This is a genomic window from Mycobacterium pseudokansasii (assembly GCF_900566075.1).
Lineage (GTDB): Bacteria > Actinomycetota > Actinomycetes > Mycobacteriales > Mycobacteriaceae > Mycobacterium > Mycobacterium pseudokansasii.
In genome coordinates this window covers 4,391,745-4,414,340 of record NZ_UPHU01000001.1, presented here as the reverse complement: position 1 = coordinate 4,414,340, position 22,596 = coordinate 4,391,745, and the positions used below count along the sequence as shown (strand labels likewise).

The following is a 22,596-nucleotide window of genomic DNA, read 5'->3' as shown; positions in this document are numbered from 1 at the left end:
CGTGCCCCAATGGACTATCGGCGCCGTGCTGGATGCCATCGCGGACGTCATTCCGGATCACCAGATGACGGTGTGCGGTCCGCGCCGCAGCACCTTCGCCGAGTCGGCCGCGCGAACGAACCGGTTGGCAAACTACCTGCACGGCAATGGTTTCGGAATTCATCACTCGCACAAGGTGCTGCAGCGGTGGGAATGCGATCAGGACCGGATTGCCCTGATCATGTACAACGACCTGTATCCCGACATGGTGATCGGCTGCCTCAAGGCGCGCGTGGTGCCGGTCAATGTGAACCACCACTACTCACCGCGTGAAATCGCTGAGCTGCTTGACTATGTCAAGCCGCGGGGCGTCATCTACCATCGCTCGCTTGGTGCCCGATGCGCCGAAGTGCTGCCGTCCCACGAAACCGAACTATTGATATCCATCGACGACGCGAGCGGCGCTGCCGAACTGCCGGGCGCGGTTTCGCTGGACGACGCGCTGGCACCCTGCGGCGCTGACCGCACTGTCGCGGATTCGCCGGACGATCTGATCATGATGTGCACCGGCGGAACGACGGGACGCCCCAAGGGAGTGCTGTGGCGCCAAAGCGATATCTACGTGACGTCGATGCTCGGCGCCGACCACGCAGGCGTCGAAGAGATCTATCAGCTGGTGCGCGCGGGCGGACCGCCATGGTTCGCCGTTTCACCGCTCATGCATGCGGCCGGGATGTGGACGGCGTTCGCCGCGCTCCTGCACGGCCTCACCGTCGTCATGTACGACGACCGCAACAGGCTCGACGCGCGGTCGGTCTGGGCGACCGCCGAACGGGAACAAGTGGGCATGATCACCATGGTCGGCGACGCATACGCCGCACCGCTGGTCGCCGAACTGCGGAACCGCACCTACGACCTGTCGTCGGTGCACTCGATCGGCACCGGCGGGGCGGCCACCAACGCGAAATACAAACGGGCGCTGATGGAGTTGCTGCCGCAGGCCACCATCATCGAGGGCTACGGCTCGTCGGAGACCGGCAACATGGCATTCGGGTACAGCCGCGACGGAACCGCCAGCGAAACCTTCGAACCCAGAGTCGGTGCAACCGTCGTCTCCGCGGACCGCACCCGATTCCTGCGGCCCGGTGAGCCCGAGATCGGTTGGGCGGCCAGAATCGGCCGGATTCCACTGGGATACTTCGACGACGCCGAAGCCACCCAACGCACTTTTCCCGAGATCGCCGGCCAGCGTGTGGTGATACCGGGCGACCGGGCCTGCCTCGAGAAGGACGGAACCATCCGGTTATTCGGCCGCGATTCCCTGGTGGTGAACACCGGTGGCGAGAAGGTGTTCGTCGAAGAGGTCGAGGACGTACTGCGCACACATCCCGGCGTTGCCGATGCCGTGGTGCTGGGACGGCCCAGCGAGCGCTGGGGGCAGGAAGTGGTCGCGCTCGTCGTGCTGGGCACCGATGCCCCCGTCGGTGAACCGGCGCTATATGCCTTCTGCACCTCGCGGCTGGCGCATTTCAAGGCCCCCAAGGCGTTCGTCTTCGTCGAGCACATCCGGCGTCTCGGCAACGGCAAGCCGAACTATCGGTGGGCCAGAGAGCAAGTGACGCGGCAGGTCCCGGCGCCATGACCCAGACAGCGATTGATTGCCTGGTGAACGTCCACTTCGGTGAGGCCGCATCCCAGCCGACCTGGATGCTCAAGGTGCGCGACGACTACTTCAAGAGCCCCGAGTCGATGTTCGAACCGGTCGAGCTGTCCGCGCTGCTCGCCGAGATGGACGAACAAGGGGTGCGCAAAGCGATCCTGATGGATTCGCTGGCCAACCCGTCCCGCACCGCGCGCGCATTCGTCGAAGCCAAGCCGGACCGGTTCGCGCTGGCCATGGGTGGCGTCAACCTGCTGCGTCCGGTCAAGCCGTTGCGTGAACTGAACGCCATTGCCAGCGACCTTCCCGTAGCGTATGCCGTTGTCGGGCCCAGCTTTTGGGGAGACGGGCAATACCCGCCCAGCGACGCCGTCTACTATCCGCTCTACGCCAAGTGCGCCGAACTCGACCTTCCGCTGGGCGTCAACACCGGCATACCCGGGCCGCCGATCCCCGGAGAAGTACAGCATCCGATGCATCTCGACCGGGTGTGCGTGCGGTTTCCGGAGCTGCGGCTGTGCATGATCCACGGCGCCGATCCATGGTGGGACGTGGCGATCCGGCTACTGCTCAAGTACGCCAACCTGCGGCTGATGACCTCGGCATGGTCGCCCAAGCGGCTGCCGGAATCTCTGCTGCATTACATGCGGACCCGGGGCAAGAACAAGGTGATCTTCGCCTCGGATTGGCCGGTATTGCCGATGCGCAGGGTCATACCCGAGGCGCGGGCACTGGACCTGCCGTCTGACGTCCTGCAGAACTACCTCTACAACAACGCCCAAGAATTTTTCTTCGGTGAGGAGCGCTGATGATGGACCGTTTCGAACTGCGCAGGCTGGACTACAGCCTGTCCGAGGACCATATCGCGTTGCAGTCCGCGTACAAACAGTTCTTCAAGATCCACTGCTCGATCGAAACGGTCCGTGCCGCAGAGTCATCCGGCTTCGACAAGGGCCTGTGGGAGCGGTTGTGCGGGATGGGCGCCACGACGATGGCGCTGCCCGAGTCCGCCGGCGGCGACGGCGCGACGCTGGTCGACCTCAGCCTGGTGGCCGAGGAGATCGGCCGCTGGCTGGCGCCGGTCCCGTGGATCGACCATGTCTGCGCGACGCGGCTCCTGGCACGCCTCGGGATGCTGGATGCCGAAACCGCTGCCCTGGCCAACGGAGAACAGATCGCGGCGCTCGACCCGCGGATCGATGGTGGACCGGGCCGGCGGCTGATTCCCGCCGGGTCGATTGCCGGCCGCGTCGTCGTCGCTGACCGCGACCATATCCTGAGCCTGATATTCGGCACGCAACCGGAAAAGGTGGACAACATCGGCCGGCTGCCGATGGCCTGGGTTGATCCGGCCTCCGTCGACTCTCGGACGGTGTTGGCTCGCGGCCCTGAGGCGCTGGCGAATTATCAACGGGCGTTGGATGAATGGCGACTGCTGATGGCCGCGGCGCTGGTTGGCCTGGTCGAGGAGACGATGACGATTGCGGCGGAGTTCGCCAAGACCCGTTACACGCTGGGCGTGCCCATCGCTACGCTGCAAGGCATTTCGCACCCGCTGGCGAACATGGCCGTCACCGTGCACAGCGGACGCAACCTGGTTCGGCGCGCCGCCTGGTTCCTGGACACTGAACCCGGCGAACGACCGGAACTCGCACCGGCAGCCTTTCTGTTCATGGCCGAGGAAGCCGCCAAGGCCGCCACCATGGCCGTCCACATCCAGGGAGGCCTGGGGGTTTCGGCTGAGGCCGCCGCCACCGCCTATCTGGTGCGGGCCCGCGGATGGCCACTGGCCGGCGGTGATCCGGGCGCCTGCGCCAGGCGAATCGCCGGGATCGTGGCCGCCCGCGAAACCGCGTCCCGGGCCGCGTGCGTCTAGGAACAGGAGCCCAACATGGACTTTTCCCTGGTTGAACTTTCCGACGAGGACAAGGCATTCCGCGACGAGGCGCGCAGGTTCCTGGCCGAGCACGTGACCGATGAGGTCCGCCGTCACGACCGTGAGACCGGCGACAACTTCCATGAGGGTCTGCACCTGAAGTTCGGCGCCGCAGGGTATTTGGCAGCGGAGTGGAAGACGGAATCCGAAGGCGGATTCAGTCGAGTGCGGCGGCGGATCTGGGAGCTCGAGAAGCGGCGGGCACGGGTGCCGTGGGTGACGTGGGGAACCACCGCCATGGTGGCGAGGTCGATAACGAAGTTCGGCTCGCCCGAGCTCGTCGCGGAGGTATTGCCCGGTGTCTTCAGCGGCCATGTCCGGATGTGCTTGGGCTACACCGAGCCCGAAGGCGGATCCGACGTCGCCACCTGCAAGACCCGCGCGGTGCGTGACGGCGACAGCTGGGTGATCAACGGTTCGAAGATGTTCACCACCGGCGCGCACAACTGCCAATACGTCTTTCTGATCACCAACACCGACCCGCACGCCCGAAAGCACAAGAGCCTCACCATGTTTCTGGTGCCGCTGGACTCGCCGGGCATCGAGATCCGGGGCATCCGCACGGTGGACGGCGACCGGACGAACATCGTCTACTACAGTGACGTGCGCGTCGATGACAAGTATCGGCTGGGCGAGGTGAACGGGGGCTGGACGGTCCTGCGGGAGCCACTCAACGTCGAGCACGGCGCGGTCGCACCGGCACCCGACGGGTTGCAGGACACCTCGATCATGATGCACCAGGCCGGCGTCATGGCCGAAGCGGTCGACCGGGTCGCGGCGCGGGTGACCAAGCCCGGTCCCGGCGGGCGCCGCGTGCTTGACGATGGGTCGGTGGCGTATCGATTGGGCTGCGCTGTCGCGAGGGTTGAGGCAGCGCTATCGGCGCCGGGCATCTTCGGTCGGGTGGCCATCGCGCAAGCGATGCGTGACATCTCTCCTGACCTGATGGACATTCTGGGGACCGCCGCTGCGTTACCGTTCGGGGCTGACGGCGCGGCCGATGACGGCGGCGCCGAATACGTCTACCGCTTCGCGCCGTTGGTCGGAATCTACGGCGGCACATTGGAAGTGTTCCGCAACATGATTGCCGAGCACGTCCTTGGCCTCGGCAAGCAGAACCACGCGCTGCCCGCTACCACGGTTTCCTCGCGCCGAGCGTGAACAGGCTGCGGTGGCATCGTATCGTCACAGTAGGTTCACGTTCAGCGAGACGACGTCACGGCATGATGAGGGTGCGCGTCACCGGTTCCGCGGCGGCTTGCCGGGTGTGGATGCCGCGCTGCAGCGCGGCCAGCAACGCGTCACGGGTTTCGCGGGGGTCAATGAGTTCGTCGAAGCCCATATGCTCGGCCGACCGAAACGACGCCTGCAGCTCCGCGTTTCGCAGCTTGGCGGACAACTCCTGGTCGGCGTGTGAGGCGCGACTGAGCGCCGCGGCACCCATGGCGCCCATCGTAGCGCCCGGATAGGCGAAGGTCGCCACCTGGCCGTCGAAACTGATCAGTCCCATCACCATGGAGCCGAAGCCGTAGGCCTTACGCAGTGTCACGTGCAGCTTCAGCGTGGTGGCCGCGGTCTGCGCGGCGAACATCCTTGCCCCGCTGCGCAATACACCGTCACGTTCGGACCGGCTGCCCGGAAGCATGCCCGGGTTGTCGGCCAGGAAAACGATTGGCAGATGGAAGGAGTCGGCCACCATGATGAAGTGTGCGGCCTTGTCGGCGGCGTCTGCGTCGATGGACCCGGCCAGTACCCGCGGCTGGTTGGCGACGACGGCGACCGGATGCCCCCCGAGGTGGGCGAGGGCGCAGATGATCGCCCTGCCGAAATGTGGTTGTACTTCCAACCAGTCGGGCGAGTCGAAGACGACATCGAGCACCAAGCGCATGTCGTAGACGCGGCGGTTGTCCCGCGACACGATGTCCAGCAACTCCGGCGTGGACCTCGGCCCGGGTGTCGCCTCCGAGGCCGGCAGCGACGGGGGATACGACCACGCGCTGGACGGGAAATAGGACAGGTAGTGGCGAATGGTATCCAGCGTGGCCGCGTCGTCGTCGGCGACATTGTGGATGACGCCGCTGGCCAACGCGACGTCCGGACCGCCCAACGCTTCTTTCGAAATGTCTTCGCCCGTGGACTCTTTGACCACCGGCGGGCCGGCGGTGAAGATCGCGCCCTGGCGGCTCATGACGGTGAAATCACAGATCGGGGCGACCAGGGCGCCGTGTCCGGCCGAGGCGCCGAGCACCGCGGCCACCGTCGGAACCCGGCCCGAGCACCGTGCCTGGGCGAGCAGATCGGTCGGGCTGCGTCCGTAATGGGCACCGGTGGGGCGAAACCCGGCGCCTTCGAGCAGCATCACCAGCGGTATCTTGTCGCGCAACGCCAGCTCGGCGATGCGGTAGCGCTTGGAATTGCTGCCCGGCGCGATGGTTCCGGCCAGCGTCGTGAAGTCCTCGGCGCCCACCATCACGGGGACGCCATTGATCCGCCCGCAGCCGGTGACGATCGCGTCGGCCGCGACCTCGCCGCCGACGATGGTGCCGAGCTCGCGGAAGGTGCCCGGGTCGAGGAGTCGTTCGACGCGGGCGCGCGCGTCGAGTTTGCCCATGCCACGATGTTTGTCGAGCCGCTCCGGCCCGCCCATCGCCCGTGCCTGCCGGCGGCGACGGTCGAGGTCCTCGAGCGTCTGCTGCCAATCCTCGGCTTTGGTCATGCGTCTGTCCTACATACTGGATTGCTTACTGTAAAGTCGCTCGTATGGGTAGCGCGCCCCGCCTCAAGGTTGACGGGGGCATTCCCAACCAGCTCGCCCGGGTCGTCGAGGCAGCCGAAGCCTTGGAGCGGAACGGATATGACGGTGGCTGGACAGCCGAGACCAGTCACGATCCGTTTCTTCCGCTGGTGCTGGCCGCCGAACACACGTCGCGAATCGAACTCGGCACCAACATCGCGGTGGCCTTCGCGCGCAATCCGATGACCGTGGCCAACCTGGGCTGGGATCTGCAGAGCTATTCCCAGGGACGGTTCATCCTCGGGCTGGGCACCCAAATCCAAACCCACATCGAGAAGCGATTCAGCATGCCCTGGAGCCACCCGGCACACCGGATGCGTGAATTCGTTGCCGCGCTGCACGCGATCTGGTCCGCCTGGCGCGCCGGCGGCAAGCTCCGTTTCGAGGGCGAGTTCTACACCCACAAGATCATGACCCCCATGTTCACGCCGGAGCCCCAGCCGTATCCGGCGCCGAAAATCTTCCTCGCCGCAGTGGGCGACGCAATGACCGAGATGTGCGGCGAGGTCGCCGACGGCCACCTCGGACACCCGATGGTCTCCCGGCGCTACCTCGATGAGGTGACCTTGCCGGGGCTGCTTCGCGGTCTGCGGCGCTCCGGCCGGGACCGCGGCGACTTCGAGGTGTCCGCCGAAGTGATGATCGCGACGGGCGAGAACGACGCGCAGCTGGAGACGGCCGTCGTGGCCCTGCGCAAGCGAATCGCCTTCTACGGGTCCACGCCCGCCTACCGCAAGGTTCTCGACGTGCACGGCTGGGGAGAGCTGCACACCGAACTGCACCGCCTTTCCCGGCACGGTGAGTGGGACACCATGGGATCTCTGATCGATGACGAGATGCTGAGTGCCTTCGCGGTTGTCGGGCCTGTCGGCGGAATCGCCGCCGCGCTGCGCGATCGGTGCGAAGGCGTGGTCGACCGGGTGCTGCCGATCTTCTTCGCCGCCTCGCAGGACTGTATTCGAGCCGCATTAAAGGACTTTTGGCAGTGACGGTGCGGACCATGGACGAGGCCGCCAAACTATTGGCAGACCCGCTGGCCTACACCGATGAACCGCGGTTGCACACCGCGCTGACTCACTTGCGTGCCAACGCGCCGGTGTCGTGGGTCGAGGTGCCGGACTACCGGCCGTTCTGGGCGATCACCAAACATGCCGACATCATGGACATCGAGCGCGACAACACGCTGTTCACCAACTGGCCGCGCCCCGTCTTGGCGACGGTAGCGGGCGACGAACTGCAGGCAGCCGCGGGTGTCCGCACGCTGATCCACCTCGACGACCCGCAGCACCGGGTGGTCCGCGCGATCGGCGCGGACTGGTTCCGGCCAAAAGCCATGCGCGCGATGAAGGTTCGCATCGGCCAGTTGGCCAAGGTCTATGTCGACACGATGATGGCGGAGGCTCCCGAATGCGATTTCGCGCAGCAGGTCGCGGTCAACTATCCGCTGTATGTGATCATGTCGCTGCTTGGACTGCCGGAGGCCGACTTCGGCCGCATGCTCACGCTGACCCAGGAGTTGTTCGGCAGCGACGACAGCGAATACCGGCGTGGCGCATCGAACGAGGACCAGTTGCCCGCACTGCTGGACATGTTCGAGTATTTCAACGCGGTGACCGCGGCGCGCCGCAAGCATCCGACCGAGGACCTCGCGTCGGCCATCGCCAACGCTCGCATCGACGGCCAGCCGCTGTCGGATATCGAAACGGTGTCCTACTACCTGATCGTGGCGACCGCCGGGCACGACACCACCAGCGCGACCATCTCCGGCGGCCTGCATGCCCTCATCGAAAACCCGGACCAACTGCAGCGGTTGCGCGACGATGCCGGTCTGCTGCCGCTGGCCATCGAGGAGATGATCCGTTGGGTCACCCCGGTCAAGCACTTCATGCGCACCGCCGCCGAAGACACCGTGGTACGCGGAACACCCATCGCGGCGGGCGAATCCGTGTTACTTTCCTATGCCTCGGCCAACCGCGACGAAGACGTTTTCGAGGAGCCGTTCCGCTTCGACGTGGGACGTGAGCCCAACAAGCATCTCGCCTTCGGTTACGGCGTGCACTTCTGCATGGGCGCCGCACTGGCCCGGATGGAGGCGGCCAGTTTCTTCTCCGAGTTGCTTCCCAGGCTGAAATGCATTGAGCTCTGCGGTGATCCACAGCTCGTCGCCACCACGTTCGTCGGTGGCCTCAAACACCTACCAATCCGATACATGGTGGTGTAACCCGTGGCACGGCGCCGACTGGTCACATGAGTCACATGGGTAACCCAGGGTTGGGCATTCCCGGATATTTCATGTTGCTCGGCGACACGCGGCAAACTCGTTGCACCCCTGAGGGTGTCGCTGAAAATGGGTCGGCAAAGCGGGCTTCACCCGACTCGGCCTGTAATGGCCATGGCCCGGCACGGAGCCGGGGCGGTGACCGGTCAAGCCACCGAGGTTCGGTTACCCGGCCGCCGAGATTTCTTTGATGATCGCCGGGCCGTGATTGTCGGCCAAGACGGCCGGCTTGTCCTTGTTCCAGTAGCCGTTGACCAGGATGGCAATTCCCATCGGCTCGTTCGCGGGGCCGGCGGGCGTGATTCCGATCCAGCAGGAGCAGCCGCCCGCAGAGGTCAGGCCGTCTTTCCAGATGATCTGGGGCGGACCGGTTTCGACCTGCCAGGCCAGGCCCATCTGTGCGGGTCCCCGGGTGTGCTTGCCGCACACCTCGACCGATAACGGCTCGGGCCGGATCGTGGTGGCCAGTGCCTGCATCAGGTGCTCGGGTCCGTTGACGGAGCCCAGATGCGCCAGCAGCCAGGTGTGCATATCGGCCGCCGAGGACTTCAGATCCGAAGGGGCGGCGGGTGATACCTCCCGGCCATTGGGGTAGGCGCGCACCAGCGGTGCGCCGTCAGCCACCGTCGCACCGGTGTCGGGCATCGCTAGTGGCCCGGTGATCTGATCGAGCAGCACACCCGCATACGACCCACCCATGCCCGCACACCGGTAGGCCGACACGGCGGCGAAGCCCAGCGTGACAAAGCCGAGGTTGGAGTATTGCCAGCAGCTTGCCGGTTGTGGTCCGCGGTGGGTCCGCCACGCGTTGAGCAGACTTGGCGGCGGCGCCGACGGGTTGGTGAGGAACAGGCCGTCGCCGTCGGCTGGGCCGGTGGAATCGTGCGCCAGACCCGACGTGTGCTGGGCGAGCATCCTCGGGGTGACCAGTTTCATGGTCTTACTCAGATCTTCGGTGTCGCCGAGATAGGGGCTCAGGTAGCGCTTCAGCCCGGCATCCCAATCGAAGCAGTCCGGCCGCATCGCTACCCCGGTGGCGAACAGTGCGGCGGTGAAGGTCTTGGTCACCGATCCGATGGAGAAGATCGTTCTTTCGGTGGGCGGGTTGTTCTCGGCAACTGTTCCGTACATGTAGAACGGCTTGAAATCGCGGCTCGGATACGCGAAAGCCACCGCGACGCCGTAGTCGCGTCCCGGAGCTTTGGCTCGCAGGTGGTCAAGCAGCGTCTGGGCGTGGTCGCCGATGATCCGATCGACATCGGACTGGGTGGGCCGGATCGGCCTGCCGCGGGTCTGCGGGCGCGCGGTGGTCGTCGGATCGGCGCGGCGCGATATTGGAGTCGCGCCACAGGCGACAAGCGCACCGGCAACGCCGACATGCGTGCTGAGGCGCCCGAACTCGCGGCGAGAAAAAGCGCTCATCGCGGCCTTTCGTGATCGGTACTCCGCGGACGATCCCGTCGGCACAACTCTCATAAGTCAATGACATTCGGCGCCGTATCGCTACACTCTCGTTGGAGTACGCACGAGGACGCAACGATATGACGCGCAAGACGATTGTCATCACCGGCGCCAGCGACGGTATCGGGGCGGCGGCGGCGCGCCGGCTCAGTCGCAATGGCGAGCACGTCGTCGTGGTCGGGCGCTCAGAAGCCAAGACCACCGCAGTGGCCGCGGAGTTGGGTGCGGATTACTTCGTGGCCGACTTTGCCGACCTGTCCCAGGTGCGGGTCCTCGCGGACAAGATCCGCTCGGAGTACTCACGCATCGACGTCTTGGCCAACAATGCCGGTGGCATGAGTCGAACAACTCAGTTGACGGCCGACGGTTACGAAAAGACCTACCAGGTCAACTATCTGGCGCCGTTTCTGCTCACCACGCAGGTGCTGACGGTGCTGCTCGATTCTCGCGCGACGGTCATCAATACGACCAGTTCGTCGCAGAAAATGCTGCCCCGAGTGACCATTAGCACCCTCGAGAACACCGCGCAACATCGGCCCAGCGTTGCCTATGCGCTGACCAAATTGGCAATCGTGTTGTTCACCAAGGAATTACATCGTCGCTACCATGGCAGCGGGCTGTCTGCCGCCACGTTTCATCCCGGCTATGTGAACTCCAACTTCGGCGATGCATCCGGATCGCGGGTCCTGACCTTCATGAAGCACCACGTGCCGGTATCGGCCCGATTCACGGCCACCCCCGAACAGGGAGCCGAACAGCTGGTCTGGCTGGCGTCCGGCCGGCCCGGCGTCGATTGGACGTCAGGCGAGTACTACTCCCGGCACAAGATCGCCAAAGCCAACCGCGCGGCGTACGACCCGCTCCTGGCCGGCGAGCTGTGGGAAAGCACGATGGCCAAGCTCACCTAGGCGCGGCTCCGGCGTTGCGAATGAGCTCCGGGCGCCGTCCCGCCTTAATGGCTGAAATGCCGCCAGCTAACATTGAATTTCGTGCTAGGTGTTCATCACGCCGCGATCTGCACCGCCAATGTCGAAAGTTCGCTGCGATTCTGGCGGGACGGTCTCGGGTTGACCGAATTGTTCGACCATACTTTCACCGGTAATTGGCTAGAATTGTTCGGCGCCAAGACCGATCGACTGCGTTCGATTTTTCTGGGTGATCCGCAGACACCCGGTTGCGGGATCGTCGAACTGGTGGAGCTGTTCGGTGCCGATGAGGCGCTACCGGCGGCTCACGCGCCGCGGCACGGCTTCTTTCTGCTGTCGTTGCAGCGCGACGTCGACGCGACGTTGTCCGCGCTGGCGGCTCTGGGTTTCGCCGACGGGGTGCGGCGGATCAGCATGCCGGCTCCGGCAGGCAAGACCGTCCCGATGGCGGTCGTCACCGCGCCGGACGGCGTTCTGGTCGAGCTGATCGGACCCGTGGCATGAGCGCTGCAACCGCCCTGGTGACCGGCGGCTCCTCCGGGATCGGACTTGAAGTCGTCGCACGGCTGCACGACGCGGGCCACGACGTCGTCGTATGGGATTTGTCCGATGCCGACGTCATCTGCGATGTCAGCGACCCCGACGCGGTGGCGGCCGCGATGGCACAAACCGTGCGCGAGCACGGGGTGCCCACCCGGGTGGTCACCTCCGCCGGCGTCGGATCGTCCGGTCTGTTGCTGAAACAAACACCCGCGGAATGGGAACGTGTCTTGGGGGTCAACCTCACGGGCACCTGGCTGACCATCCGCGCCGCCGCGCAAGCCATGATCGATGCCGGAGTGGGAGGTTCGATCGTTGCGGTCTCCAGCATCAGCGGCACCGTCGCCGACCGCGATATGGGCGCCTACTGCGTGTCCAAGGCCGGGGTGGACATGCTGGTGAAGGTCGCCGCGGTGGAGTGGGGCACCCATGACATCCGGGTCAACGCCGTCGGACCAGGTGTCACACGAACCCCGATGCTGCCCAACCCGGAAGCCTGGCCCGGCTGGGTGGACGGGTTGTCCAGGCGGACGGCCCTGGGCCGGCTCGGCGAGGTCAGTGATGTGGCCGCGGCTATCGTCGGTGTACTGGAACTGCCGTGGGTGACCGGGCAGGTGGTGCACGCCGACGGGGGCCTGGCCCTGCACAGCCCGATCGACGCCTACGGCCAAGTCGAGCGGCTGATGCGTCTCAAGCGACTGAGAGAACTCCGAGACCAGCGGGAGAACGCCAAGAAGGCTTAGCGGACACCGAAATCGATTATGCCGCCGATGATTTTACCGTTGCGCAATTCGATGTAGGCGGTGTTGATGTCGTCGGGAGGTAGTGCCGGGCGTCAAGCCATCTCGGCCAGGACCTCGCCGGCGCGGGTGGGTCGAACTCGAATTCTTCGACGAACCAACGCCCACGACGTCATGCGGGATCGCCGCCCGGCTCCTCACGCGGCCGGGGTGAACGTGACCGGAAGCTTGTTGGGCGACCGGAACGTCAGCCCGACGATCCTGGATTCCTCACCGGTGCCGTCGTCGGGGACGAAAGTCAGGTCCGTGATCCGGTCGAGCAGGCTGTTGAGCATCACCCGCGTCTCCAGCCGGGCCAGATGCATGCCCAGGCACATGTGGATGCCGCCCGCGAAGGCGATGTGTGCGTGCCGCGGGCGTCGTATGTCGAATGTGTCGGGGTCGGTCCAGCGGGTTTCGTCGCGGTTGGCCGAACCCATGCACAGGTCGATCTGTGCATCGGCCGGAATTGTCTTGCCGCCGATTTCGACATCCTCGGTGGTGGTCCGCATGACCATGGTCAACGGGGTTTCCACGCGTAGGCCCTCTTCGATGGCGGTGGGTATCAACGAGAGGTCCCGGCGGACCATCGCCAACTGCTCGGGATGAGTCAGCAGCAGGTACAACAGGTTTCCCGAGGACCGGTACGTGGTCTCCAGCCCGGCCGGCAGCAGCAGGCGCAAGAACGCGATGATGGCCTCGTCGGTGAGCCTTTCGCCGTCGATCTCGGCAGCGACCAGGTCACCGATGATGTCGTTGGTGAGTTTGCGCCGCCGCTGTTCGACCTGGTCGAGAAAGTACGCGTGCAGCTCGGCCGCCGCGGTCAACCCGGCCATGATGTCGGTCGGGATCGAGATCAGGTCGAGTGACAGCCGCCGGAACAGGTCGAGGTCCTCCCGGGGCAGCCCCAGCAGTGTCGCAATGATCCGCGTCGGAAACTCGAACGTCAGCGCCTTCACGAGATCGGCGTGACCGTCATGCTTGATCTCGTCGATCAGCTGGTCGCAGACCGGCCCGATGACCGACGGTTCCCAGCGTTCCAGCGCGGTGGCCCGGAAAGCCTTGGCCACCAGGCTGCGATGGTCGTGGTGCTCTTTGCCGCCCATCGCCAAAATGGTGTGGCCCATGACCAATCCAATGGTCTTGTCGTAGTTGGCCGAAGTGAAGATGCGGTCGTCGCGAAAGGCTTGAAACACGCCGTCGTAGCCGAACAACACCCATTCGTCGTTGGGCCGCAGTTCTTCGGGCATCTGTTCGTGGTCCATGAGGGCGCCGTGCCACACCGGGTCGGTGCGGCGCATGTACTCGAAGAACGGGTAGGGGCTGGTCTGGCCGGTGGTATCAAGCGTGGGGGTGACGGCGTGGCCGTCGGAGTTGGTGCGCAGCGTCATCAGCGCTCCTCCTGGTACGGAATGTCGCTATTATAGTATAGATAGCAACGAAGCCAGGTGGTGGTGGTGGGTGCCGTACCGGGCAGAAGGCGGGGTACACCAGTGCTGCAACGGCGCCTCGTGTGCTCGATCGACGAGCTGCCGCCGGGCACGATGAGGCTGGTCGACGCCGGGAAGTTCGGCGTGGGTGTCTACAACGTCGGCGGTGCGCTGTATGCCATCGCCAATTACTGTTCACACGAGGGCGCCCCATTATGCCTCGGCTTGATCGGCGGCACCAACGAGTCGGTCCCCGGCGAACCCGGACGGCTGCGCCGGGTACGTGACGGGCAGATCGTGCGATGCCCTTGGCACAATTGGGAATTCGACGTCATCACCGGTCGCAACGTCGCCGATCCACGACGTCGCGTGCGCACCTATCGCGTCGACGTCGCCGACGGGAAGGTGTACCTGACCGCATGAGCCGGTTCGCCGCCGCCTGCATTGACACCAACGTGCAGCCCCATTTCCGCCACAACGCGGAGATACGGCGTTATCTGCCCGCTGCCCATCAACTGCGGTCGATCCCCGACGTCGAACAGCAGTGGTACCAGGCTCCCGGCGGTGACTACCGGCCGGACCTGTATGGAAAGCATTACCCGGGCTCGGATCCCGAGACCGTCAGCCGGCATCTTTTCGGCGACGCCGGTGTCGACTACGCCATCCTCAACCCGCTGACCCGGGGTAACATCGCCGACTACCTGCTCAACAGCTGCATCTGTGCCGCGATCAACGACTGGCTTCTCGACCGGTGGCTAGATCCCGATCCCACCAACCGATTCCGGGGAACCATCCGGGTCAATCCGGAGGACCCCAAGGGCGCCGTCGCCGAGATCGAACGACTCGCCGGTCATCCCAAGCTGGTTCAGGTGGGGGTCCCGATGCAGTCGCGCGAGCCGTACGGCAAGCCGGTGTTCGAGCCCATCTGGGAGGCCGCCGCGGCCCACGGCCTACCGGTGGCGGTGCACATCAACGGCGGCAACGGCGTCGACTATCCGCCGACATTCGCCGGGCACGCGCACACCTATCCCGGCTATGCGGCCTTCATGCCGTTGAACTACTTCGTGCACCTGGCCACGCTCATCGTCGAGGGCGTCTTCGCCCGGCACCCCGGCCTCACCTTCGTGTTCGCCGACGGCGGATACGACATCCTCACCCCGCTGATGTGGCGGCTGGACACCTTCTGGCTGTCGATGCGTGACCAGACGCCCTGGGTGGAGCGCTATCCGAGCGAATACCTGCCCGCTCATGTCCGGTTCTGCTCGTCGGCGTTCGACGGACCCGTCGATGCCGGGCAGATGCAGCGCTGGATGGACTTCTCCGACAAGGCCGACCTGGTGATGTATGGCTCGAGCTACCCGCAATGGTCCACCTCGCCGCCCGCCATGGCAGTCGCCGGTCTGGACGCGCTACAGCGCGAGAAAGTCTTGTGGCGCAACGCCGGTGAGCTTTACGGGCTGACAGTGGAAAGCAGCGTGCCATGACCACGACCGAACGCGCCGACGCCGGCGCGCAACAGCGAGAAATAGCGGTCACCGTCGTCGACACCGACGTCCACCCACTGCCGGTCTCGACCGACGTGCTCAAGTCCTACGCGCCGGCCGAATGGGTGGACAAGATCTGGCCGACCGGAAATGCGGTCACTCCGGTGCCGCACTTCTACGACACCCCGGACTCCTACAAGACGATGTCGTTGCGGCTGGACGCCGCCCCGCCGGGTGGCGGGTTCGCCGGCAGCGACCCGGATTTCGCCGCCAAGCAGTTGCTGGTGGAAGCCGGCGTCAGCATCGCCTCGTTGGAGCCGATGTGTGATGCGCAATTGCCGCAGGCCGAACATGTGCTGAAGTCGACCTACAACGACTGGCTGGCCGACGTCTGGCTGGACAAGCACAACGGGCACGGCCGCTGGCGCGGGTCGATCAGCGTCAGCGCCCAGACACCGGATCAGGCGGCCCGCGAGGTCGAGCGCTGGGCCGGTCATCCGTATCTGGTGCAGGTGCTGATGACCCCGCAGACACGCGGAATACCGTTCGGCAGTCCGCATTTCGATCCCCTTTACCGGGCGGCGGCGCGCCATGGACTGCCGGTGGCCACGCATCTGATGGGGCAGACGCCGTTCGAGCTGATCCCGGTGTATCCGGTGGGAAACCCCGCGCACTGGCACGACTTCTTCGCGTCCTGGCCGCTGTTGTACGTCTCGCACCTGATGAGCCTGGTGTTCGACGGCGCGTTCGATCGCCATCCGGACCTGCGGGTGGTATTCATCGAAGGTGGCTTCACCTGGGCGATGCCGGTGATGTCGCGGATGGACCGGATATGGCAGGCCCGTCGCGGCGACCTGCCGCCTGTGCGCCGCCGCCCGTCGGAGTATGTGCGCGAACACGTCCGGTTCACCACCCAGCCGCTCGAGGACGCCGACACCGTAAAGTTTCGCGCGTATCTGGACATGATGGACCTGGGCGACAATCTGATGTTCTCGACGGACTACCCGCATTGGAGCTACGACTCTCCGGCGTATGCGATCAACCGGTTCCCCCGCGACCAGCGGGAGCGGATCATGCGCGGCAACGCGACCGCGCTCTATCGGCTGCCCGGGACCGTCAAGTCCCTGCCCGGAGAACCGCTCCGCGACGATGTCGTCGGCGCTGAGCCAGGGGTCGAGTCATCATGACTCAAACGAATCTCACACGGCCGCAAGGCCTTAGCCGTATCGACCCGGCACTGCGAGACAACGCCGCGGCGCTGGGGATCGTCGAATTCAGCGCCGAGACGTTGAGCGCCGAGCGCCAGCAAGCCAACCGGGCCGCCGCCGAGCGGGCCGCGGCCGTCGAGGCCGCGGGCCTGGGCGGGGTGAGCATCGAATCGCGATACATTGCCGGTCCAGACGGCGGACAGCTGCGGTTGCGGCTGTATCGGGGTGGCGGCGGGTCAACCGCGCCGATTGTGATCTACGCCCACGGCGGCGGATTCGTCACCGGCAACCTCGACACCGACCACGGGCACTGCGTGGAGCTGGCTCGCGCGGCCGACTGCCTGGTCGTGTCGGTCGACTACCGGCTGGCACCGGAGCATGCGTGTCCGGCGGCCCTCGATGATGTCGAGGCGAGTCTGCGTTATGCGGTCGACAACTGCGCCGAACTGGACGCCGATGCCCGTCGGCTGGCGGTGATGGGCCGCGACGCCGGTGCGGCACTGGTGGCCGGATTGGCTCAGCGCATGTTCGACGAGGAAGGCCCGCCGATCCTGGTGCAGATTCTGCATCAGCCGATGCTCGACTCCGACGCCACGCCGTCGCGGCGGGAGTTTCAGCGCACCCCCGGTCTCAACGGTCAGGCGGTGTCGCGGGCCTGGGCCCATTACCTGGGCCACACCACAGCGAATCGTCAGCACGTTCCGGCGCACCGGGCGAATCTGGAAGGCCTGCCGCCGACGTTCATCAGCTGCTCGGAGATCGACCCCTGCCGCGACGAGGCCATTGATTACGCGAATCGTCTGCTGCACGCGTACGTCCATACCGAACTGCACGTCTTCGCGGCGACGTTCCACGGCTTCGACTCCGTCGTCACCGAGTGGGTGGTCTCCCAGGAGAACCGCGCGCTGCATGCTCAGACGCTGCGGCGAGCCTTCGCCACCTGAACCGAACGGACCCGACCTAGACCGGGTTGAATTTGGTGATCAGCCACTTGCCGTTGACCTGGGTCACGCTCACCAGCACGCTGCTGGGCTTGATGGTCGGTTCGGGGTTGTCCTTGGTGGTGGTGCTCTGGTCGACGAAAACCAGTACGACAGCCGAACCCGGATGCAGCTCCGACACCGCGGCGCGCATCACCTTGGCGGTGGTCTTCAGCGCTTTCTGCTTGGCCCCCGGAACTACGAACTGTTGCGTGAATTGGTTGTAGTAGTCCAGGAAATCCCCGCCGAGATGTGTCCTGGCGGCGGCGATGTCCTTGTCGAGGGTGTCGGACGAATAGGACAGCAGCGCGACGGTGCCGTCGGAGGCCGCGCTGACCGCAGCGCGTGCGACGCTGGGGCCGACCTGCTGATCGGGCCGGTACAGCTTGGCGTACAGCCAGGCGGTGATGCCGCCGGAGATCAGAATGAGGACGATCAAAATCACCGGAACCGGTTTCAGATTGATCTTTCTGCGCCATAAGTCCTGCGCCCACCCACGCGCCGGTGCGGGGGAGTCGTCACCCGATGCTTCGTCGTCCCACTCGTCCGTCGCCGGGATCACCGACGTCGCTGAATCGTCGAATTCGCTCTCGGCGGCGCCGCCGACGTCACGCACATGATCGGTCACGGTACGAACTCGACCTTCGACATCTTGTACTGCCCGTCCTCCTCGGTCACGGTCACCTTCAGCCGCCACTCACGTGGTTCCTCTTTGCCGTTTCCGCCGTTGGTGACCCGCGATGTCGCCGAGACGAGCACCAAAGCGGTGTTCCCGTCCATGGATTCGACGGCTGTGGCGGTGACCGATCCTTCCGTCACGACTTTGGACTGCTCGACAACCTTGGTGAAATCGGCTGCCCGCTGCTGGAATTCGTCTTTGAACTCGCCCGTGGAACTGTCGATCACCCGCTGCACGTCCTCCTTGGCCTTCCGGAAGTCCAGGGAAATCATATTGACGATGCCCTTTTTGGCCCCGTCGGCGAACGCCTCGGCGCGTTCGTGACGCTGCGCGGTCTGGTGGTGCTGCCATACCATGATTCCGCTGAGCGCGGCGAAGCCGCAGATGATGACCACCGCGGCGGCCTTGGCGAGTCCGGCCAGCAGCACCCGCAACCACCGCCAGGACCGGCCTCGGGGCGCGGCCGCCTCGGCGGCGTCCTGGCCTTCGACTTCGTCTGTCTCGTCGTCGTCAGCTGCGACAAACTCGTCGTAGTCGACGTACTCGTAGTCGGCGTCGCTGTACTCGGCATCGTCTTCCTCGGCGGCATCGGCTTGTGCAGCCCACGCCCTCACCTCGGGTTGCGAGTTCGCCGACCCCGAGCGCGGTTCGGTTGCGTCAGCCATTGCGGTTGCAGCCCGTGGCCATCATTATCGACTGAACTCCGGTATCTCTTACGGTATCGCCCATTGCTAACATCAGAGTCGCCACCGAACTCCGCTCCAGCGAGGACCGATTAGGCGGATGATCAGCCACCCGAGCTTTCCCACCGACGTCCTTTGCGGCGGCGAAGGACGGCCCAGGAGAGTACGGGCGGCATGATGACCGCTGTCGACTCTCCCGAAAACATACTCTTTACCTCCACTACCCACGCATTTCTGCAAAAAGAAGCCTCGCTGCGCCATGTCCGGGAGTTGCATGCCGCGGGGCTGTCCTTTGACCCGCGGTGGTGGCGGCGGGCCGCTGAGCTGGGGTGGACGGCTCTGCTCGTTCCCGAAGAGTTGGGCGGCGGCAGCATTTCGGGCAACGGCATCGAGGATCTGGCCATGGTGGCCGAGCAGCTTGGTAAGACGGTGGCACCCGGGCCGTTGTATCCGGTCAGCACCGTGCTTGCGGCGTTGGTCGACTGTGCCGAGCCGCGCGCGCACGCCGCGGTGATCGCGTCCCTGATGTCTGGCGAAGCGGTGGCCTCGTGGGCGGTCTCCGAACCGGGCCGGGGTTGGTCGCCGCTGGATCCGACGGTCACGGCCACACGCGTCGACTCCGGCTACCGCATCGAGGGCGTCAAAGACCGGGTGGAAGCCGGTGCCCAGAGCGCGCTGTTGCTGGTGGTCGCGCGGTGCGGTGATGAGGTCCGCCAATTCCTGGTGCCGGCGGATGCGCCCGGGGTGCGGATTGTGCCTCAGCAGTCGCTGGATTTGGTCAAGCAGTACGCGAGGGTGGATTTCGACGGCGTCGTGGTGGCTGAGTCGGCGACGGTCGGCACCGCCGCCGAGACGACCGGGCTGATCGATCGGCAAGGTCAGATCGCTCAAGTACTGCAGTGCGCCGAGGTGGTCGGCATCTTGCAAACTGTCTTCGACTTCACCGTGCAATGGGCGCTGGATCGGCACACATTCGGACGTCCGCTGGCGTCCTACCAAGCGCTCAAACACAAGTTCGCCGACATGAAGCTGTGGCTGGAGGCCTGCCGCGCCACCACGGCCGCCGCGGTGAAAGCGGTTGGCGCGCGCTCGGCGGCAGCGGGCCGGGAGGCCAGTGTTGCGAAGTCCTATGTCGGCGAAATGGCTGGACAGATCGTTCAGGGTTGCGTGCAGATGCACGGCGGCATCGGCATCACCTGGGAACATGACCTGCACTTGTACCTGAGGCGAGTTACTTTGTACCGCGCCATGTTCGGCACGCCGGAGGAACACAATCGCCGGGTGTACGCGCTGCAAGCCGAAGCGCAGGCGACACGATGACGCCGACCCAATCCGTTGCGGAATTCGCTGCCCGGGCCCGAGCGTGGCTGGCCGACAACATGCCACCTGTCGACCCTATGTCACCGCCCGCGGCACCTCGCGATCAAGAACGCTCTTGGCAGCGGGCCCGAGAACTGCAAAAGCGGCTCTACGAAGGAGGATTCGCCGGGATCTGCTTCCCCCGCGAGTACGGCGGCCAGGGTCTACCGTACGAATACCAGCGGGCGTTCGACGAGGAATCCCGGTGCTACGAGATGCCGTTGATCCTGAACACCCCCACATTCACCATCTGCTGTGCCACGCTGCTCGACACCGCCGGCGAGGAGCAGAAGAAGACTCACATCGGGGCGGCGTTGCGCGGAGAAGAGGTGCTCGTGCAACTGCTCTCGGAGCCCAGCGGCGGATCGGATTTGGCGGGCGTGCTGACCCGGGCCGAGAGACGCGGTGACAGATGGGTGATCGACGGTGCCAAGACCTGGAGCACCAGCGCGTTCGCCGCCGACTACGGACTTTGTCTGGCCCGCACCGCCTGGGATGTGCCCAAGCATGAGGGGCTGACGATGTTCCTGGTGCCCATCGATCACCCCGGAATCACGTTGCGCCGGATCACGCAGGTGAACGGCTCTTCGGAGTTCTGTGAGGAATTCCTCGACGGGGTGGACGTCGGCGAGGATGCAGTGGTCGGCGAGGTGAACCACGGCTGGGCCGTGGCATCACGACAGCTCTATCACGAGCGCCGGGCGGTCGGGATGGGCTCGGAGTTCGCCAGCGGCGGTGGCAGCGAGGGCGGTCACACGACGCCGGTCGACTACGCCGAACTCGCGCGGCAGGCCGGCCGAGCCGACAGCGATTGGGTCCGGGAGACGGCCGGCCGGGCGTTGGTGCACCGCGCGGTGGCCGAGCAGCTGATCGAGCACGTATACCGCAGCGTCAGCGACGGCACGCTGCCGCCTGCCGGTGGAACGCTGATCAGGCTCTTTCACGCCGAGACGGTGATGTGTGAGATGGACACCGCGCTGGCGATCGCCGGAGCCGCCGGTGTGGTGGGGCAACCCGGCGAGGGCCTGCAGGCCGGACTGCGCTACCTCGCGCGGCAGTCCGTCGCCATCGGCGGCGGAACAACCGAGATGGCACGCAACGTCATCGGTGAGCGAGTGCTGAACTTCCCGCGGGAATACGCCGCCGACCGCGGGGTGCCATTCAATCAGGTACGGCACGGCCAGGCACGTTGATCTTTGCGTCGTGCCGGTATAGTCCCGTCGCGGCGATTAGTCCGACGAGAATCAGTGCGGCCCACACGAGTTCGTCGGTGTCCAGGCGGTGTTCGGTGCCCAGCAGCGCTCCGATCGCGAAATTGCCGGCCAGGATCCCGACTCCGATGATGGTGTTGTAGAAGCCATAGTGGGTCGCCACCAACCGTTCGCTGGACAGCGACACCACGATGTGCATCTCGAAGGGAAACACCGCCGCGGAGGCGACGGCGAGCAGGGCCGCCGCGGCAAGCACCGCCGCGACGGCCGCCGGAGTGCCCAATCGCTGCGAGTTGGGGATGGCGGCCAGCGGCGCAAACGATGCCGCCATCAGCGCGACCCCGATGTACACACTGCGGCCCGGCCGCCATCGTGCCGAGAACCAGCGGGTGATGCGCAGCTGACCGGCCACCGCAACCAGGCCTGACGTGCCGAAAAGCGCTGCCACCAATTGTGCTTGGGAGTGTGGCGCCACCACTGAAGCCTGCGCGGGAAGCATGAGATAAATCTGCGAGGACAGCAGATAGGAGCCGGTCATGGTGGCGGCGAACCGCAAGAACGATCTATTGCCCGCGACCGCCCGCCAGTCCGAGATGATCGACGTCTTCGCCGGCGCGACCGGACCCGGATCTGCGAATCGGTGCCCAGGTAACGCCAGGAGTTGTGCGAGGGCAAGGACGGCGAAGATCACCGTAGCCGCCAGTACACTCATCCGGAAGTTCGATGTCGCAAAGGCCAATCCGATTAGCGGGCCGAGGAAGATTCCCGCTCGGTTGAACATGTTCAAGGTGGCGAATGCTTCGATTCGGCGATCGTCGGCTTCGGTGGCGAGATAGGCCCGCAGCGCCGGATTGAACAACGCACCAGCGAAACCCGTTGCCGCTGAAGCAATTAACAACGTCGAAAGCGACTGGGCGACCGCCAACAAACCGAACGCGCCTATGCGCAGCAGACAACCGGCCACGATCAACGGTTTGTAGCCGAGCCGATCGGCGAGCGTACCGCCCACGAAAAACATGCCCTGCTGGCTGAAGTTGCGCACACCCAGCACCAGGCCGACAGCCCACGCTGCCAGGCCAAGGGTCCCGGCCAGATAGCTGGACAGGTAGGGCATCAGCATGTAAAAGCCTACGCTGGCCCCGAATTGATTGATCATGAGCACGCGGCTTGGGCGGCTGAAGCTGCGAAACTGCGCCCAGAATCCCATCA

General features: G+C 65.4%; 21 protein-coding genes. 15 read left to right on the top strand and 6 right to left on the bottom strand.

Annotated elements, in window-relative coordinates; translation table 11 throughout:
- Window position 1: 1 nt before the first annotated feature.
- Genes EET10_RS19820 through EET10_RS19805 form a run of 4 tightly spaced genes read left to right on the top strand, consistent with a single transcriptional unit; the run spans window position 2 to window position 4,736 of the window.
- Window positions 2–1,621, top strand: coding sequence for an acyl-CoA synthetase (locus EET10_RS19820; RefSeq protein ID WP_122502425.1), 1,620 nt, complete (start codon window positions 2–4; stop codon window positions 1,619–1,621).
- Window positions 1,618–2,448: an amidohydrolase family protein gene (locus EET10_RS19815; RefSeq protein WP_063467270.1), complete on the top strand. Its 831-nt coding sequence runs from the start codon at window positions 1,618–1,620 to the stop codon at window positions 2,446–2,448. Before EET10_RS19820 ends, EET10_RS19815 begins: the two co-directional genes overlap by 4 nt.
- 2 nt (window positions 2,449–2,450) lie before the next feature.
- Entirely contained in the window at window positions 2,451–3,515 is a 1,065-nt protein-coding gene (locus EET10_RS19810) for an acyl-CoA dehydrogenase family protein (protein WP_036400243.1), read from the top strand.
- A gap of 15 nt (window positions 3,516–3,530) precedes the next feature.
- A complete protein-coding gene (locus EET10_RS19805; RefSeq protein WP_063467269.1) occupies window positions 3,531–4,736 on the top strand; it encodes an acyl-CoA dehydrogenase family protein in 1,206 nt (401 codons plus the stop codon).
- Between the two features lie 55 nt (window positions 4,737–4,791).
- Here EET10_RS19805 and EET10_RS19800 read toward each other — a convergent pair whose 3' ends face one another.
- Window positions 4,792–6,291, bottom strand: coding sequence for an acyl-CoA carboxylase subunit beta (locus tag EET10_RS19800; protein WP_036400237.1), 1,500 nt, complete (start codon window positions 6,289–6,291; stop codon window positions 4,792–4,794).
- 44 nt (window positions 6,292–6,335) lie between these two features.
- On the opposite strand from EET10_RS19800, the gene EET10_RS19795 reads away from it, so the two are divergent.
- Entirely contained in the window at window positions 6,336–7,358 is a 1,023-nt protein-coding gene (locus tag EET10_RS19795; protein WP_036400234.1) for an LLM class F420-dependent oxidoreductase, read from the top strand.
- Between the two features lie 11 nt (window positions 7,359–7,369).
- A complete protein-coding gene (locus EET10_RS19790) occupies window positions 7,370–8,590 on the top strand; it encodes a cytochrome P450 (RefSeq protein WP_122502830.1) in 1,221 nt (406 codons plus the stop codon).
- Window positions 8,591–8,812: 222 nt separating this feature from the next.
- Here EET10_RS19790 and EET10_RS19785 read toward each other — a convergent pair whose 3' ends face one another.
- Entirely contained in the window at window positions 8,813–10,069 is a 1,257-nt protein-coding gene (locus tag EET10_RS19785) for a serine hydrolase domain-containing protein (protein WP_036400232.1), read from the bottom strand.
- A 119-nt stretch (window positions 10,070–10,188) separates the two neighbouring features.
- On the opposite strand from EET10_RS19785, the gene EET10_RS19780 reads away from it, so the two are divergent.
- The 3 genes from EET10_RS19780 (at window position 10,189) to EET10_RS19770 (ending at window position 12,317) form a co-directional block, all read left to right on the top strand.
- Entirely contained in the window at window positions 10,189–11,016 is an 828-nt protein-coding gene (locus tag EET10_RS19780; protein ID WP_036400230.1) for an SDR family NAD(P)-dependent oxidoreductase, read from the top strand.
- Window positions 11,017–11,097: 81 nt separating this feature from the next.
- Window positions 11,098–11,538 (top strand): VOC family protein, encoded by a 441-nt coding sequence (locus EET10_RS19775; RefSeq protein ID WP_036400227.1) that lies wholly within the window; start codon window positions 11,098–11,100, stop codon window positions 11,536–11,538.
- Window positions 11,535–12,317: an SDR family NAD(P)-dependent oxidoreductase gene (locus tag EET10_RS19770; protein ID WP_036400224.1), complete on the top strand. Its 783-nt coding sequence runs from the start codon at window positions 11,535–11,537 to the stop codon at window positions 12,315–12,317. Before EET10_RS19775 ends, EET10_RS19770 begins: the two co-directional genes overlap by 4 nt.
- Window positions 12,318–12,511: 194 nt before the next feature.
- Here the strand turns inward: EET10_RS19770 and EET10_RS19765 are convergent, their stop codons facing one another.
- Window positions 12,512–13,744, bottom strand: coding sequence for a cytochrome P450 (locus EET10_RS19765; RefSeq protein ID WP_122502424.1), 1,233 nt, complete (start codon window positions 13,742–13,744; stop codon window positions 12,512–12,514).
- A 102-nt stretch (window positions 13,745–13,846) separates the two neighbouring features.
- Here EET10_RS19765 and EET10_RS19760 point away from each other — a divergent pair, with 102 nt between their 5' ends.
- Genes EET10_RS19760 through EET10_RS19745 form a run of 4 tightly spaced genes read left to right on the top strand, consistent with a single transcriptional unit; the run spans window position 13,847 to window position 17,419 of the window.
- Window positions 13,847–14,206: a Rieske (2Fe-2S) protein gene (locus EET10_RS19760; protein ID WP_036400221.1), complete on the top strand. Its 360-nt coding sequence runs from the start codon at window positions 13,847–13,849 to the stop codon at window positions 14,204–14,206.
- On the top strand, window positions 14,203–15,267 hold the full coding sequence (locus EET10_RS19755; protein ID WP_036400218.1) for an amidohydrolase family protein: 1,065 nt from the start codon (window positions 14,203–14,205) through the stop codon (window positions 15,265–15,267). Before EET10_RS19760 ends, EET10_RS19755 begins: the two co-directional genes overlap by 4 nt.
- Entirely contained in the window at window positions 15,264–16,454 is a 1,191-nt protein-coding gene (locus EET10_RS19750) for an amidohydrolase family protein (RefSeq protein WP_036400215.1), read from the top strand. The genes EET10_RS19755 and EET10_RS19750 overlap by 4 nt, the downstream gene beginning before the upstream one ends.
- Entirely contained in the window at window positions 16,451–17,419 is a 969-nt protein-coding gene (locus EET10_RS19745) for an alpha/beta hydrolase (RefSeq protein ID WP_036400213.1), read from the top strand. Before EET10_RS19750 ends, EET10_RS19745 begins: the two co-directional genes overlap by 4 nt.
- 16 nt (window positions 17,420–17,435) lie before the next feature.
- On the opposite strand, the gene EET10_RS19740 is transcribed toward EET10_RS19745, so the two are convergent.
- Together EET10_RS19740 and EET10_RS19735 are read right to left on the bottom strand one after the other, a co-directional pair.
- Window positions 17,436–18,017 carry a hypothetical protein gene (locus EET10_RS19740; protein ID WP_423793598.1) on the bottom strand — a complete coding sequence of 194 codons (582 nt, stop codon included), beginning with the start codon at window positions 18,015–18,017 and terminating at the stop codon, window positions 17,436–17,438.
- Between the two features lie 62 nt (window positions 18,018–18,079).
- Entirely contained in the window at window positions 18,080–18,799 is a 720-nt protein-coding gene (locus tag EET10_RS19735; RefSeq protein WP_063467264.1) for a hypothetical protein, read from the bottom strand.
- Window positions 18,800–18,994: 195 nt separating this feature from the next.
- Between EET10_RS19735 and EET10_RS19730 the strand changes: the two genes are divergently transcribed.
- Both EET10_RS19730 and EET10_RS19725 read left to right on the top strand, forming a co-directional pair.
- Window positions 18,995–20,137: an acyl-CoA dehydrogenase family protein gene (locus tag EET10_RS19730; protein WP_036400716.1), complete on the top strand. Its 1,143-nt coding sequence runs from the start codon at window positions 18,995–18,997 to the stop codon at window positions 20,135–20,137.
- Complete coding sequence (locus tag EET10_RS19725) at window positions 20,134–21,369, top strand: acyl-CoA dehydrogenase family protein (protein ID WP_063467263.1); 1,236 nt, start codon at window positions 20,134–20,136, stop codon at window positions 21,367–21,369. Before EET10_RS19730 ends, EET10_RS19725 begins: the two co-directional genes overlap by 4 nt.
- On the opposite strand, the gene EET10_RS19720 is transcribed toward EET10_RS19725, so the two are convergent.
- Complete coding sequence (locus EET10_RS19720; RefSeq protein WP_063467281.1) at window positions 21,338–22,594, bottom strand: MFS transporter; 1,257 nt, start codon at window positions 22,592–22,594, stop codon at window positions 21,338–21,340. The two genes, EET10_RS19725 and EET10_RS19720, sit on opposite strands and share 32 nt — an antisense overlap.
- Between the last annotated feature and the right edge of the window lie 2 nt (window positions 22,595–22,596).